This is a genomic window from Cryobacterium sp. CG_9.6 (assembly GCF_029893365.1).
Classification (GTDB): Bacteria; Actinomycetota; Actinomycetes; order Actinomycetales; family Microbacteriaceae; genus Cryobacterium.
On record NZ_JARXUZ010000001.1, the window covers coordinates 3209452 to 3225143 of the forward strand.

Annotated in this window: 11 protein-coding genes; 5 read left to right on the forward strand and 6 right to left on the reverse strand. The window is 59.7% G+C overall.

What is annotated here, in order from left to right; genetic code table 11:
* The first annotated feature begins 15 nt into the window (after window positions 1–15).
* The 5 genes from asnB (at window position 16) to H4V99_RS14960 (ending at window position 7550) form a co-directional block, all read left to right on the forward strand.
* Complete coding sequence (gene asnB / locus H4V99_RS14940; RefSeq protein WP_280679612.1) at window positions 16–1923, forward strand: asparagine synthase (glutamine-hydrolyzing); 1908 nt, start codon at window positions 16–18, stop codon at window positions 1921–1923.
* Between the two features lie 59 nt (window positions 1924–1982).
* Window positions 1983–2882, forward strand: coding sequence for a glycosyltransferase family 2 protein (locus H4V99_RS14945; RefSeq protein ID WP_280679614.1), 900 nt, complete (start codon window positions 1983–1985; stop codon window positions 2880–2882).
* 5 nt (window positions 2883–2887) lie between these two features.
* The gene (locus tag H4V99_RS14950) at window positions 2888–3757 is read left to right on the forward strand and encodes a glycosyltransferase (RefSeq protein WP_280679616.1); all 870 of its coding nucleotides are present in this window, start codon (window positions 2888–2890) and stop codon (window positions 3755–3757) included.
* Between the two features lie 311 nt (window positions 3758–4068).
* Window positions 4069–6168: a DUF4082 domain-containing protein gene (locus tag H4V99_RS14955; RefSeq protein WP_280679618.1), complete on the forward strand. Its 2100-nt coding sequence runs from the start codon at window positions 4069–4071 to the stop codon at window positions 6166–6168.
* A 215-nt stretch (window positions 6169–6383) separates the two neighbouring features.
* The gene (locus H4V99_RS14960; protein ID WP_280679620.1) at window positions 6384–7550 is read left to right on the forward strand and encodes a glycosyltransferase family 4 protein; all 1167 of its coding nucleotides are present in this window, start codon (window positions 6384–6386) and stop codon (window positions 7548–7550) included.
* Here the strand turns inward: H4V99_RS14960 and H4V99_RS14965 are convergent.
* The 6 genes from H4V99_RS14965 to H4V99_RS14990 all read right to left on the reverse strand — a co-directional run bounded on the left by H4V99_RS14965 (window position 7498) and on the right by H4V99_RS14990 (window position 15281).
* Window positions 7498–9384 (reverse strand): O-antigen ligase family protein, encoded by a 1887-nt coding sequence (locus H4V99_RS14965; protein WP_280679622.1) that lies wholly within the window; start codon window positions 9382–9384, stop codon window positions 7498–7500. The two genes, H4V99_RS14960 and H4V99_RS14965, sit on opposite strands and share 53 nt — an antisense overlap.
* A gap of 104 nt (window positions 9385–9488) precedes the next feature.
* A complete protein-coding gene (locus H4V99_RS14970) occupies window positions 9489–10301 on the reverse strand; it encodes a hypothetical protein (RefSeq protein WP_280679623.1) in 813 nt (270 codons plus the stop codon).
* Complete coding sequence (locus tag H4V99_RS14975) at window positions 10298–11509, reverse strand: glycosyltransferase family 1 protein (protein ID WP_280679624.1); 1212 nt, start codon at window positions 11507–11509, stop codon at window positions 10298–10300. Before H4V99_RS14975 ends, H4V99_RS14970 begins: the two co-directional genes overlap by 4 nt.
* Before the next feature lie 10 nt (window positions 11510–11519).
* A complete protein-coding gene (locus H4V99_RS14980) occupies window positions 11520–12542 on the reverse strand; it encodes a glycosyltransferase (protein ID WP_280679625.1) in 1023 nt (340 codons plus the stop codon).
* 80 nt (window positions 12543–12622) lie between these two features.
* Window positions 12623–13744 carry a DegT/DnrJ/EryC1/StrS family aminotransferase gene (locus H4V99_RS14985; protein ID WP_280679626.1) on the reverse strand — a complete coding sequence of 374 codons (1122 nt, stop codon included), beginning with the start codon at window positions 13742–13744 and terminating at the stop codon, window positions 12623–12625.
* Window positions 13737–15281, reverse strand: a complete 1545-nt coding sequence (locus H4V99_RS14990; RefSeq protein WP_280679627.1) for a lipopolysaccharide biosynthesis protein — start codon at window positions 15279–15281, stop codon at window positions 13737–13739. The genes H4V99_RS14985 and H4V99_RS14990 overlap by 8 nt, the downstream gene beginning before the upstream one ends.
* Window positions 15282–15692 lie beyond the last annotated feature (411 nt).

Sequence of the window (15692 nt, forward strand, 5' to 3'; positions counted from 1 at the left end):
TATATGTGCGGAATCATGGGGATCCAACACTTTGACGGCACCGCAGTCGAAGCGACCGTTCTCGGGACGATGACCCGGTGTCTGGCCCATCGAGGCCCGGACGGTCATGGGTTTTGGCACTCGGGCGGCGTGGGTTTCGCACACACCAGGCTGTCGATCATCGACCTGGCCGGCAGTAAACAGCCGATGCACAGTGTTGATGCCCGATGGGTGTTGACGTTCAACGGTGAGATCTTCAACTACCGGCAGCTGCGGGCCGGGTTGCGATACCCCTTCCACACCGACGGTGACACGGAGGTGATTCTTGCCGGCGTGAGCCAGCACGGCATTGGCTGGATCGATAACCTCATCGGCCAGTTCGCATTTGCCCTGCACGACACATTTACAGGTACAACTCACCTCGTGCGCGATCGCCTCGGCGTTCTGCCGCTGTATTACTCGCACACCTCACGGCAGCTGCTGTTCGCTTCGGAGATCAAGGCACTTCTTACCGTTCTTCCTCAAGCTCCGGGCGTCGACATGTTAAGCATAGATTCCTACCTCGCAGCACGCTCGGTACCCTCACCGCACACTCTGTTTGAGGGCGTGAGCAAACTTCCTCCTGCTCACCGCGCTGAAGTCACACGTGAGGGCAAAATCACGATCATTCGTTACTGGCAACCGCCCGCTGCCGACCCACGAAGCCGGTGGCCAGACCCTGCCGCGATCGATGCCGTGGATCAAGCTGTGACCGAAGCGGTCGACGCCTCACTCGTAGCGGATGTTCCCGTGGGCGCATACCTCAGCGGAGGAGTGGACAGCAGCCTGATCGTGGCAAAAATCGCCGCATTGCGGCCTCAGCACCGCGTACAGACCTTTGCCGCAGGTTTTGGCGACGCCCGCACCGATGAACTGCCGTGGGCGCGGCGGGTGAGCGAGCACGTGGGCACGGACCACCACGAGGTCAACGTGGACGCGAGCGACTTTGAAACCCTCTGGCCGCAACTCACCTGGCACCGAGATTCACCCATTTCTGAACCCGCCGATATAGCGGTGTACCGACTCGCGCAGACCGCACGGCAGTCTGTGAGTGTCGTCCTCTCCGGCGAGGGCGGCGACGAACTTTTCGCTGGTTACCCGAAGTATCGGGCTGCTCGCGCTGTAGCGACGGCATCCCTTCTGCCCTTCGCCCTGCGCTCCAAGGTGATCGACTCGATCGAGGGACACTTGCCAGTCCGCCTTGCACGGGCTCGCATTGCACTTCGGGCAGCCGGGGCGGTGAGCCGAGACGAGCAATACCGTACCTGGTTTGCGCCCTTCACCAGCGCCGAGCGAACCGGCCTACTGAGGGGAATCCCCACCCGAGCGCCCGCGCGTGACGTGACCACCTCCGGATCCGACACCATTCGAAACATGCTGCTCACTGATCTCGATGGTTGGCTGCCCGACAACCTGCTCGAGAGGGGCGATCGCATGTCCATGGCCGCGTCTCTGGAACTGCGCCCACCGCTGCTCGACCACCGTCTCGTTGAGCTCGCGTTTCGACTTCCCTCCTCGGTCAAAGTGCGCAACGGCACGACGAAGTGGGTGCTCAAGGAAGTAGCCCGCCGCTACCTGCCGACCGAAGTCGTTGATCGGCGCAAGGTGGGCTTTCGCGTTCCGCTCGACCAGTGGTTTAGAACTGGGCTTCGAGATTCCATGTGGGACCGACTTACCGGCAAAGACTCGTTCGTGGCCCAGACGTTCGACCAGACCGCGGTGCGCGATCTGCTCAAGCGCCATGAGAGCGGTCGATTCAGCGAGGAAAACCGCATCTGGACCCTGATGTGCCTCGAGGTGTGGCACGAAACCTTCTTCAGAGCTGAAGGCCCAGTAGCTATGGTCTCCGAATCGCGCACGGAGCAGCCACGAGGCACTGAAACCTACGAAAGGATTGATCAGTGACTGGCCGGCCCGACGTAGGAACTGCACAGCTACCCCGATCACCCGATCAGAATCAATCCGTGCGGGACCTCACCCTCGTGATCGTCGCCTACAAGAGCGCCGACGACATGATCACACTGCTGGCCTCCGTGGCAGCTGCCGTCGATGAACTCACCTGGCACGCCATCGTGGTGGACAACTACGGTGACGACGGCATAGCAGCGGCGCACGCTGCGGATTCCCGGGTGACCGTCGTGACCGCCAACGGCAACCTAGGCTTTTCCGGTGGTGCCAATCTGGGTCTGGGCTACGCAACACCCTCGCACTTCACGATCTTCCTGAACCCAGACCTCGTGCTTGAGGCTGGTTCGATTAGCAGCCTGGTTGAGACGTGTCGAAAGGAGGGCATTGGGGCGACCGTTCCCCTCCTCACCAACGAGTCCGGCGTCATTCAACCGTCCCTTCGGCGTGAGCCGTCGATGCTTCGTTCTCTCGGTGAAGCACTTTTTGGCGATCACTGGCCGGGACGACCGCACTGGTTGTCTGAGATGGTTCGGTCGAACGAGCCGTATCGCACCATGGCACCCGTCGACTGGGCTACCGGCGCCGCTCTGCTCGTGAAGACCAATGTGCTGGGCTTCGTCGGTGAGTGGGATGCTGCCCGCTTCTTTCTTTATTCTGAGGAAACCGACTACTGCCGGCGGATTCGACAAAGCGGCCTGCAGATCGTCTTCGTTCCGGGTGCAATCATGCGGCACCGGGGGGCGGGGTCGGGTACATCCATTCAACTTGACGCTCTTCTCGCGCTAAATAAGCTTCGCTATTTTCGTAAGTGGCATGGCAGCGTTGCCTCTGCCATGTTCTACGGAGTTGCGGTTGTGCATAGCCTCGTCCGGGTGCGACGGGCTGAGTCCCGTCTCATTCTGCGCGCTCTGTCCTCTCCCTCCGTCCGAGCTGCCCTTCCGGGAGGCAAGGCGTGACTCGCGTGGGTTCAGTAGTTATCGCTGCTCATAATGAAGCACTCGTCATTGCACGGTGCCTGCTCGCCCTGAGCCCCGCGGTGCTGGCCGGAGACCTCGACGTGATTGTTGTGTGCAACGGATGCGTCGACAGTACTGCCGACATCGCACGCAGCTTCACGGGCGTGCGGGTTGTGGAAATCGCCGTTGCCTCCAAGACCGCGGCCCTCCGTGCGGGCGACGTTATTGCTCGGCGTGGTCCCCGGATCTATCTTGATGCCGATGTCGTGATGACGAGCCGGGCTGCACTCGACGTGATGGCCGAACTATCCCACGGCCCGGCCCTCGGTGGACGCCCACCCGTGCGGTTCGAAACGGCAGGGTCGGAGTGGGCGGTACAGAGTTGGTATCGGATCCGGGTGCAACTTCCCTCGATACAGAACGTGCTGTGGGGGGCCGGCACCTACGCTTTATCCACCGCTGGGCGGGCGCGCTTCACAGAATTTCCAAACATTGTGTCTGACGACCTCTTTATAGATAATCTCATCGGAACCGACGAGCGCGTCATCGTGTCGACCGATCCGGTAATCGTTCACGCCCCACGTCGTTCGGTAGACCTGGTCAAAATCCTCAAACGCACCTACCGCACGCAGAGTGATGTTCCCCTCACCGCCCGAGCAACCCCTGTATCGGCGAGTCAGCGGGGCCAGCTCGCGGATGTGTGGGCACTGGTGCGAGCCGACCCTCGACAGATCTGTGACGTAGTCCTCTATGTGGCAATGATTACCCTTGCTCGAGTGCAGGCGAAGCTCGCACCGGCCGGGACTCGCTGGGAACGGGACACGAGTTCCCGCGAGACCCTGCTGCCGGGCGCGAAGATCACCCCCGCGAACTAGTTCGTGCCATTTCAGGAACTGGTCGGACACTCGCCGTGGAACAAGATGCGACACGGTGGACGGGTGTCTCCCGGAGAGAAACCATGGCAACATTATTCGATTGTGACCAGCTCCTTATCGACGTGTTCGCAGTTCATCTCTCACACGAATGCCAATTCGGACTCTCGCTAAGGTTGGGCGAGGAAGAAGTCCCTCGGGGTGCGCAGTTGATTAATGCTCATGTACGGCGTAGCGTTGTTTAAACGCAGTTGGCCCCCTACGGTCCCACACCTTCGCATGAACCGTCCGCGTGCGCCACACGAAATCAGCTAATGCTCCCGTTATTTATACGTGCGCGCTCCGCACATTCAACATTCCCCCCTTCATCCGCTGCTCGCTCCCGAGTTAATCGCCCGTGGAACCGTAATTCCCTTTTTGCCCTTATTACTGCGGGCGTTCTGGTGGTCACGGGTGCGTCTGCAACCTCATCAATCACCGGCATCAGCGCGGCCCATGCGGCCTCTGTTGTCACCGCGATTTCCCCCACTACAGTCACACTGTTTGGTAGCGAGACCCCCGCTGTTGCGGCGGAGACAAGCGACACAAGTGCAGTGGAATTGGGCGTCTCGTTCGTCTCCTCGCAAGCTGGCTATGCCACCGGCATTCGCTTCTTCAAGGGTGCAGGAAATGGAGGCACCCACATCGGTAACCTCTGGACGTCGTCAGGGACCAAGCTCGCCTCCGTCACGTTTACAAACGAAACCACCACCGGATGGCAGAGTGCACAGCTCGCAACCCCCGTGACGCTTACCGCTGGCACAACCTACGTGGTCTCCTACCTCGCCCCGCAGGGTCGCTACTCGTACACGTCGAAGTACTTCGCGTCTTCCAAGGTCAGCGGACCGCTCACCGCTGCAGCAACACCGAACGGCCGTTACCGGTATGGTTCGGGTGGAGGTTTTCCAACCTCCACATGGAATGCGTCAAACTACTTTGTTGATGTGAACTTCAATGCCCTAGTCACACCAACACCCGCACCCGCACCCGCACCCGCACCCGCACCCGCAGTGATCACAACATTGCTCGGTACGTCAACACCCGCCGTAGCCTCCTCGGGCGAATCAACTCCGCTTACGGTTGGGATGTCCTTCACGTCGTCGGTCGCTGGGTACGTCACCGGTATTCGCTTCTATAAAGGCGCGGCGAACGTTGGCACCCACACCGGTTCTCTGTGGTCGTCGACAGGAACAAAGTTAGCCGCAGTGACTTTCACGGGTGAGTCAGCAACTGGCTGGCAGAGTGCCAACCTTGTAACACCCGTGGCACTCGTTCCTGGGTCGACCTACATCGTCTCGTACTATGCACCCCAAGGCGGCTACGCTTATACGACGGCGTACTTCAACTCCGCCAAGGTCAGTGGCCCACTCACAGCTGCCGCAACCATCAATGGTCGCTACCTGTACGGCACTACCGGAGGGATGCCAACGTCAACGTGGAACGCAACAAACTACTTCGTTGATGTGAGCTTCACTGCTGATCTGACGACACCGCCACCACCGGCGCCGACTCCCACACCAGCACCCAGCCCGACACCCGCTCCAACACCCACACCAGCACCCAGCCCGACACCTACCCCAACACAAACCCCGGCGCCGAGCGGCTGGCCTGATGCAACGACGACGGGTGTCCCGGCTGGAACCACGTTGACTCCCTCGGGAGGACTCACGATCACCACACCCGGTGCGGTTATCAGTGGGCTCGAGATCCGAGGCGATGTTTTCATCCGGGCTGCTGGTGTCACACTCAAGAATTCCCGGGTGTGGGGCCGAGTCGATACTGGTGATGTTGCCGGCAAATACCCGGGCGCACTCGTTCAACGAGTCGAAATCATCGGCCCGTACGACAGCGCTGCTGATGGCGGGTACCCCGCTGTGGGCTACACGGATATGACCGTTGACGGCGCTAACATCCGCGGCTGGGGCAAAGGAGCTGGACTCGTCGCCAACATGACGATCAAGAACTCTTGGATCCACGACCTCGTTGTGCACGGTGACCCGGCTAATGGTGGAAGCCACAATGAACCAATCATTAGCCTCGGAGGGACAAACTTCATCATCACAGGGAACCGCCTCGACGCTGGAACTGAACCAAACTTCTCGGCCTCCGTGGCCCTGTACAGCCAGTTGGAAACTATTCGCAACGTTGTCGTTGATCGAAACCTGATGAACGGTGGCGGATACTGCCTGTATGCGGGAAGCACAAACGGGAGGCAAGCCTACAATGCCCAATTCACGAACAATACCTTCGGCACGAGTGTGTTCCCGAAGTGTGGTTACTGGGGCCCAGCCACGTCTTACACGTCGGGGCTAGGTAACGTCTGGTCAGGCAACGTCATGTCAACCGGCGCAGTTGTGGGGGCTCCTATCGGCTAACCCTTAGTTTTTCCAGACCTTATTAAGCTCGAGCGCCCGTCGAATCTGACGGGCGCTCGAGCTTTTCTCCGGCTCCCTACCGCCGTGAAAACGCTGATTTTCTCGGTACCCCCCTAATGCTCACGGTCCCGTCCCCCTCCGGCCGCTATGCTCAGCCACAAACGTCCGCCATTGCGGCGATTGACAAGAAACGGTTACCGAAGGGCCGGCCACTAGTGAGAGTTTTGTATAGCTTCCCGCACTCCCTTGATCGGGCCGGGATCGCCCTCACGGCGCGCCAGCAAGTGCTGGGTCTCGCTCAGCTTGGGGTGCAGGTGGTGCTGTTCTGCACGTCCGTCGGCACTTTGGTGCTTCCTTCTTCCGTCGAGGTGCACGAGACGATGATGGTCGGCACCTTTCGTGTACCCCATCGGGCACTGGGCGTTCAGCGGGCGTACACGTTTCACGACATTCAGGTTGCTGGGTGGCTGCGCAAAAACACGAAGCGCATCGATGTGGTTCACGCGTGGCCCCGAGCCTGCCTCCACACCTTCACGACAGCGACAAAAGCGGGAATCGCCACTCTGCGCGAGTCACCTAACCCACACACCGCCAGCGTTATCCGGCAGTCGGCATTGGCGGCTGCCGATGCAGGAGTTCCCCTGCCACCCCAACACTCCCATGCGGCCAACCTGACCGTTCTAGCTCGGGAATGTGCGGAATATGAGGCGGCGACGGCGGTACTTGTCCCGTCGGACTATGCACGAGACGAATTCATCGTTGAAGGATTCCCGAGCTCACGCATGCTGCAGCACCGTTATGGATGTGACCTCACCCGCTTTGCTGCGCGCACGTGTGATCCCTCAGCATCACCGCGACCTTTCAGAGCAGTGTTCGTTGGTCGGGGGGACCCCACCAAAGGACTCCACGTCGCTCTTGATTCCTGGCGCAGCGCAGGGTTAGCGGATGCTGAGCTTTTGATTGCCGGGTCGATCCAGCCAGACTATGGTCGCTCACTCTCCGCCCTCCTCGCTCAGCCCAACGTCACGACCTTGGGTTTCGTGGACGACATTCCCGCGCTTTTACGGAGTGCGGATGTGCTGCTGCTGCCCACCTGGACCGAAGGAAGCGCTCTCGTCACCTTGGAGGCGCAGGCCAGTGGGTGCGTTCCCCTGGTGAGTTCGGCGTCAGGGGCACTCGGAACGCCGGGTATCGACTTTCTTGAACATGCCGTCGGATCTCGGCAGGCGCTGGCGGAACACTTGGTGTTGCTCGCCACCACGCCAGCGCTCCTCAAGAGGCTTTCCGCACGTGGCTCTGCCCAGCGTCAGTTTCTCTCTTGGGACCGGGCTAGCGAATCGTTGGCGCGATGCTACGACGAGGTAGTCCAGCGAGATCGATGATTCCCCGGGTTGACCATCTGCGCGTGCGCCGCAACGCGGCCCCCAGTAACATAGCCCCCAGCACAGTCATCAGGAGGAGCGCCGCCGCCGCCACGCTGCGGTTGACGGGACGCGCGAACACGTTGGGCTGCACGAAAGCATCCCCGGCGACAATGAAATAACCCTCCGGGATTCCTCGACCGAGTTGAATCGCCTTCAACTGCGTTTTGAGCTCCTCGCGCACGACATCGGCTCGATTACTGGCCGACAGTTCCGTCGGACCCCGAGCTGAGATCCACAGCATGGGCCCATTCCCTTGGGCCTCCGTATATGGTTCACGGCTCCCGTCCCCCACGGTTACGGTGAAAGCAGCAACGCCCTGAGCCTCAAGGGCTTGCTTCACGGAACTGCTTGCCATCAGGGCCGCAACGACATCGGACACTCCTGCGACTTCTACTTTCTGGTCGTAAATATTTTGGCCTGATTCACCTGGGAGCGCGACAACAACGCTTCCCTGTGCTTCAAATTCACCCTTGGCCGTGCCGATCACGCACGCACCACCGACCAGAGTAAGAATCATACAGCCGGCAATCAACATGTGCCCAGGCCGAGTAAGCCTCACCCCGTCACTGAGAGGTAACCGCCGTGCTGGACGACGATGAAACTGCCAAACTGCGCCAGCAGCCCCGAGCAGTAAGAAGAAGATGCCCATAGCCATCGGAAAGCCGAAAGCGTCGAACGTGCCACACAACACGAAGCCTGTGGTGATCCCGACAGCCACCGCCCAGGCCTGGCTGCGGAGTTCTCTAGTGGGGGCCGAGTAACCTGCCACGATACACATGAGGATGCCACAGATGATGAACAGAACAAAAGCGAGCAGTCCCACAAGTCCCTGCTCGACCAGAGTTCCGAGAAACTGGTTGTCGAGAGTGCGATATACGTCCGGTAAAAAAGTGAAAGCGCCGCGCCCGAATATCGGAGATTGGGCAAAGAATGCACTGACCGCCTCGTAGTCTCGGGTGCGCCCGACAACCGATTGGTCGGTTCGCGATCCGAGGATGAGATCACGGATGGTCCCCGCAAGCCCCGGAATGAAAAACCGAAACATCACCACGATAACTGGTAACGCAGCAAGGAGGCACAGACGCTGTCGTCGTGTGGCGATAACAAAAGCGAACGTAATGCCAAGCAACAGCCCAACCATTCCGGATCGGGACACCGTTAGCGGAATGGCGACGAAGATCAAACCGAGTTGGCACCAGGGCCACACTCTGCCGCGGGGAGCTGTAAATGCAAGGTAAATGGCGATGGGCAGAATGACGCCGAGAACGGCAGCGTATTCGATGGAGTGCAGGGACGTCACGCTCACACGGGGAAACCCTGACCGAAGGTAGAGCCCCCCGCCCGAGCTGTTCTGGGTGAGTCCGGGCAGGTGAAGCAGACTGACAAAATCCACCTGGAAGACGAATTGCACCAGGCCCATTGCGCCCAGAATCGACGCCATGAGCACGAGGAAGCGAAGGAACACGTCAAGGCGACGCCGACTATGTAATGCATCCGCCGCAAGCAGCACAACGCCCGCCCACGATGCGAGCATGATAAGGCCCCGCTCTGCAGACGAAACCTCGGCACCGGTGGTCGGCCGGAGCATACCTGCCACCAGACTTGCCAGAGCAGCCAGAGCTACGGCCCCCAACAGCCAGTGCATCGGCGTTGGGCGCACACGATGTGCCGTTCGAGTGAGCGTCCCCATGAGCCAGAGAATCAGTAAGAAGACGCCGATTACCGTCGCAGGTGTGCCGGCAGCGCCGAGCGGTTTGATGATGTAGATGGACGGCGACGCAAAGAGCACCACGACATAAACCTGAAGGGCGACCAGCGGATCCCGAGAAATTCTCCGCAGAGGAGGCTGAACGCCAGTCCCGCGTGGCGTCTTTTTGGTGTCCGGTGCTCGCGCTTTCAATTCGGAGATGATCCCACCAGCTTGCTCACGAGCGTCGGCGTGGAGGCCGGGGAGGGAGAGGGCCACTCGGCATCGCTGTCTGGCTCGGGGGGTTCCGTGCCTGCGGCACCTTGTTGGCTCCGCTTATCTCGGGCTGCCCGCAAAGCCTGCAAGGCCCTCAAACGCCGAGAACGCCGCGACCTGCGAGAACGCCGAGAACGCCGCGGACCCACGACCCCCCGCCGATGTTCGACAGTCAGCACGATGATCAACGACAGCAGAATCGTTCCCAATGCGACAACGACACCATTTCTCATCGGCGTCGCGAAGCTGATCACCGGTTTGGGGTCGAGCGTAAATTGGGACACGGTGATCCACTGGCTTGTTGGGGCTCCTGCGTTTTGTTGAAGTATGTCAAGGCGCCGAGACAGCTCGCCCCCAAGGCTAGCCAACGTCGAGGTCGCCGATTCGAGGGTCTCGTCTTCCACGCTAATAATCATGAGCGGCGCCGAGAGCGATGTGTCCCGGGTTGCCGTGTAGGTGAGGTTTGGGTAGACATCCACGTAGGTACTGGCTGTCTTACCGTCTCGAAGAGATACAGACAGGATGTCAACCGTCGTCGAGACGCTGTTCCCCAGTTGCAGGAAGGGATTCCCCGCTTTGCCGTCTCCGGACAGAACTGGTGAGAGGAACAGATAGGTTGCCTTCACCTGATACACCACCGGTGTGAGCCACGCCACGTACGCTCCCCCGGCAAGCCCCATCATGATGCCAATAATCACAATCCAACGCCATCGGCTAATGATGTCCCAGAATATTCGAAGAGTCACCGGGCGCACTCCTTTTCAATCGCGGTTACAACGGCACTTTGAGCCGGGGCCCAGGACATGCTCGCAACGCTTGCCGCAAGCCCATCTGGTCCTGTGCGTCGGTGATCATCAAGCGCTCGGGCAAGGGAATCCGCCAGCGAACGCGGATTCGATTGTGACCACGCAACATGCGGATTTACGAGGTCGGCGCGTGTCCCTGCGTAGTCGTTGACAACAGGTACGACCCCGGCGGCGAGGAGTTCGAACGCAATCAGAGAAACGTTGGTGAAGGACAGGGCGAGCCCAGCCGCACAACGGTTATACAGATCGTTGAGAGCGGATGGGTTCATGTGCGCATGGACCGTTGCAGGAAAAGGGATTCGGCGTGCTTCAATTCCGAACGTGTGGATCTCGACCTCGGGATGATCTTCATGGAAGAGTTCCAAAGCCATGAGGCCAAGCTCGTAGCCACGCCGAGCTGTTCCCGGTTTAGCGTAAAAGACCACAGCATCACGTTTGCGATGGTTAGTCACGTGGTATTTTTCCCGATCACAACCAAACTCGGCGACGATCGGTGTGACATCAAAACGGGCACGAAGTTCATCGGCAACCATGTGACCGACCGTGAGGGGAATGAATCCGAATCGATAGGTGTCCTCGGCAAGCTCATATGCGCTGCCGCGCGGATAAAAATATGGTTCGAAATCCTGAACAAGATAGAACCGCGCGCCGACGAGTTCCGAAAATCCGGCCAGGATATGAGCTGTGGGCCACGCCGTGGCAACAAAGGCGTCGATATGTTGAAATCCCTCTGTCGCGTCTGAAACATTTCGTACTTCTGCGCGCACCCGCGGCCACCACGTGCGGATGAGGTCCTCGTACTGGCTGGCGTCACCACCCTGTCCGTCGTAGACGTAAAGCACACAGGTATGACCTGCTGTCTCCAGCGCCTCAACGAAGCGAAAAATAGTCGTGTGGCCTCCCGAAGCGGGTCCGGGCGCCGTTAACACCCAGCCGATTGTGAGGGGGTTCCCTTCGACGGTCGGTGGCCAGAGTCCGAATGGTTGAACACTCTGTGAACTGACAACATCGTGTGGCCGGAGAAACATCGGGTCGCTGTCCCCGCCCCAGCGTTTAGCCGCCCGACGAACGAGCCGCTCAGCAACACCGTCCATACCTTCGCGACGCATGACCCTGACGAGTTTTTGCATATTCGTTATCTGACTCATTCATGTCTCCTTACAGTCCCGTGGCACGCCAACGCAGAGCGCGAAGCTCACGAGTGCCGCGGTAAACAACAGCTTGGGCAAAGAGGTATGGGGAATAAACGGCCTGACGGGGACCGAGCTTGCGCGCATGGGCCAGGATTCTGGAGTGCGGTAGATCGGCTGGCACAGAACACAGCGATTCGGCGTACCGCACATATCGATCGACCTCGGGCGTCCCTCCTCGACCACGCGAATAGGCCTGCGCCGCGCGAGCGATCGCCTCATTTGCCAGCGCGTTGCGAGCCAGAACGAGGAGTTGACGATTCTCCGTGGCACCGCCCGACATGCTTGAAAACAATATCTCAAACGCGCGGGCCCGCTCCTCCATGTCGGTCAGGACATCCACTTCCCGCGCCGACAAACTGTCGTCGTGCTCGCGGTGCCATGCCTGATCAGCTCCACTGATCCAGCCAACGTCCCCGTGTAGTGCAAGCCGGAACCACATTTCCATGTCGTGAGTGTGGGCAAGTTCACGCTGCCCACCGACCTCGCGAACAGCGGTAGCGCGCATGAGCACTTCGGGGGACGTAATGCAATTAACGCCGAGTCGACACCGCATTTCGAGCCAACTCCGCCCACCCCACACTGTCCACGACACGGCCGTGCCACGATACGCTGGCAGCTGGTCACCAGAGAAATGCACCGGGTGACCGTAAACCATGGAAACGTTCGGGAAGGCTTCGGCTACAGCCGTGGACCGCCCAACGGAACCAGGGGTAAGAAGGTCATCGGCATCGAGCCGAATGAGGTAGTCCCCCGTCGCCACCGCCAGGCCATCGTTGAAGGTGGCTACAGGACCCTGATTCACCTCGTGAACCAAGACGCGAACCCGGGAATCATGACGTGCGACTGATCTTGCGACCGCGACGGAGTCATCTGTCGACGCGTCGTCCACGATGATGACCTCCATCAGAGCGTGCTGCTGGCTGAGAGCGCTTTCGATCGCTGCCGGCAGGAACCGAGCATAGTTATAACACGGGATAATCACGCTCACAGTTACGGGTCTAATCGGCCTGTCACGCACACCATGTAGGCGCCGTCGCGCCAGAACATCTGGACGGTGGTGGTTCTTCTTCATGCGCACTCCCTGAGGGCAGCGATGAGCATCTCCACGACATGATCCTGCTGTTCGCGCGTGATTCCTGGAAAGATTGGCAGGGAAAGAATCTCCTCACCAAATTTCTCCGCCAGAGGGAAGGAGCCTTGGTCACTCAGCTGTTGAAACGCGCCTAGCCTGTGGATAGGTGCGGGGTAATGGATGCCAACTCCGACACCGTTTCGGGACATCCACTCGACAACACCGTTGCGCGCTGCCCGCGGAACACGAACGACGTACAGGTGAAAGACGTGCTCGTTGCCCTCGGCAACACACGGAGTAACGAAGCGCACGTCATCGGCAAATAAGTGAGCGTAGTAGGCCGCAGCCTCACGTCGCTGTGTGTTCCAGCGGTCGAGGTGAGCTAATTTGGCCGAAAGCACAACGGCCTGAATGCTGTCCATGCGGGAGTTCATGCCCACCAGATTGTGCTCATAACGTTTCTGGCCACCGTGGTTGCGCAATTGCGCCACTGCCTCTGCATACTCCGGGCTGTTGGTCATCACTGCGCCCGCATCACCGTAGGCACCCAGGTTCTTTCCGGGATAGAAACTCGTTCCCGCAATATCGCCGAGCGAACCCGCGCGAATTCCATGACGTCGAGCCCCCTGAGACTGAGCAGCGTCTTCAATAATCACCACGTCGGGACCGGCGATTTCTCGAAGCCGTTCAACCGGCGCTGTCTGACCGTAGAGATGTACGCCCATGATCGCCCGAGTCTTCCGCGTGAGGCGTTCACCGACGTGCTCCACATCGATCAAATAGTTTTCGTCGTTGTCCACAAGCACAATGTCGGCTCCGGTCCGCAGAACGGCCTCCGCCGTGGCCACGAAGGTATTAGCTGGGACAATGACCTCGTCACCCCGACCAATCCCCACCGCTCGCAGCGCAAGCTCGAGAGCATCTGTGCCATTGCCAACGCCGAGAACATGACCCACACCCGAGTAGCGAGCGAACTCGGTTTCAAAGGCGCGGACTTCCGGTCCGAGGATGAATCCCTGATGCCGGAGTACACCGGCAATCCCAACATTGACCTCTTCTTCTATCTGGGCGTGCTGGATTCTCAAGTCGACCAGGGGAATCTCTTGGGTCTTAATCATCACGGTTCTCAGTGCCTCTCAGGGGAAGTGCAAACGAAGAGATTGGAGGGAGCGGTGCAGCTGCTTCGGAAACAGAATCGTCGTGCGGTGAAAAATGTGTCACGTCACTGCCGTAAAGTCGGCGAACTTCGTCCCTCGTGCGAACGATGGACCTGAACATCACCGCTGCGTACACGGCTGTTCCGGCACAGCCGCCTAAAAGCAGCGCCAACCATGCGTTGTCGACAAACCCTGCCACAACGTGAGCAATGACCGCAGAGGACACGGCGGCCGTCAACGGCAAGACCGTGCGAAACACGATAGGAAGCACCTTCACGCCCGAAGCGTGCCTCAGAAAGAGAAAACTTGCCGGCAGCGAAACCAGAAGTGCAATCAGCACTTGGCTTGCTGCGGCACCGACAAGGCCACCTAACATCGCGCCGCCCAACATTCCAGGGACGAGAGCAACGAGCCAGATCCCCTGAACGAGGAGCAGGCTACGAGGCGAGTTGCATGCGATGAGCGCATCGAACAGGAGTGCGAGCAGCACCCGGACTGACCCGTAGACAGCGAGAATCGCCAGCACCGGTCCCGCTGCCGACCATTTCGGACCGTAGACGGCGTCGACAAGAGGTTGCGCCAGACCCGCACACATAGCGCTCACATAGAAAAAAACACCGGTTAGTAAGAAGGTGGCATTTGCTAGGTAATCGCGGAGCGCATGCGCAGAGTGTGCGATTTTCGAGAGGACAGGCAGTCCTACGCTGTTCAAGACGCTCGTGAAGAGGCTAAGCGGCCAGCCGGCAACGTTGTTGGCCAGAGCGTATGTCCCCAGTTGGACAGGGCCGAGGATTCGTCCCACCACGATGGCATCTACGTTTCCCACACCGTATCCGACAAGGTTTGCGCCGACGAAGGGTGCTCCAAACCGGATGAGAGTCTTTGCCGCGCCGCGATTGAACCCCGGTCGGTAACGGCGCGGGGCGAGGACGACAAGCGTGATTACGGATACGAGTTGGCCCGCCACTCGGGACCACGCCAACGCCATCACGCCCAGTCCGGCCAGCGCGAGGATAATCAGAAGGATGTTGCTCACAACAAAGTTAGCCATGTCAGCAATGAATTTTCGATCTTGCCGAAAGTTCCGTGTGATCAACGCGAGTGGTACCGAGCTGAAGCCCGCCAAGACCACAACGAGGGACATAACCTGAATCGCCTCACCGGCGCCTGGCGCTCGCATCAGCGAAGCCACCAGCGGGGCGGCGAACCACATTCCCGTTCCGAGCACGATTGAACTCGCCGCCGACAACGTCACGGCAGTCGGGGCCAGCCGGTCAACGCTGCCGCGAACCCGGATCAGAGCAGATCCAATTCCAATTTCACTCACATTGACGATGAGCGAGTAAACAACGAGAACAACCGCAAAGACACCAAAGTCGTAGGGCGACATGATGCGTGCGATCACGATACCGATGCCGAATTGGCCGGCTCGAAGCGCCACTGCACCTCCACCACTCCAGACAATTGCTCGGCTCACCGTTCCACGGGAGCCGCTCATATGCCAAACCTCCGCCAACGGCGCCACAGGATTCGATCTTCGAGGTTCCGATATGGCCGCCCCGGATCGATTCTGCGGAAGAACCGTGATCGCTTCGCTGCTGACGCGAGGGAACGGTACGTCTTCCGCGGGTCCAACGCCTCAGCAAGTGCTCGGTATTCGGCAACTGGCTCCGTGTGCTCGGCACCAAGGTCTCGAGCTCGCACCGCCAGACGCCGTGCATCACGGGCAAGGGCCCGATGGGCTCGCACGCGCATACCGTCCGAATCCTCAACGTTCAGTGAACTTGCACCCAGGAACAGATCGAAAGCGGTTCTCCGAGCCTTGAGATCGGATAGGTACCCCGAGTGAATCGTGCGCTGCATGCTCTGATCATGGATTCGATACAGACCCTGCACTGGCCCGTTAACA

What these genes read in the sequence shown, in the direction of transcription:
- asnB (WP_280679612.1), top strand. Translation starts at nt 16, where the DNA reads ATGGGGATCCAACACTTTGACGGCACCGCAGTCGAAGCGACCGTTCTC.
- H4V99_RS14955 (WP_280679618.1), top strand. Translation starts at nt 4,069, where the DNA reads ATGCTCCCGTTATTTATACGTGCGCGCTCCGCACATTCAACATTCCCC.
- H4V99_RS14975 (WP_280679624.1), bottom strand. Translation starts at nt 11,509, where the DNA reads ATGAGTCAGATAACGAATATGCAAAAACTCGTCAGGGTCATGCGTCGC.
- H4V99_RS14985 (WP_280679626.1), bottom strand. Translation starts at nt 13,744, where the DNA reads ATGATTAAGACCCAAGAGATTCCCCTGGTCGACTTGAGAATCCAGCAC.
- H4V99_RS14990 (WP_280679627.1), bottom strand. Translation starts at nt 15,281, where the DNA reads ATGAGCGGCTCCCGTGGAACGGTGAGCCGAGCAATTGTCTGGAGTGGT.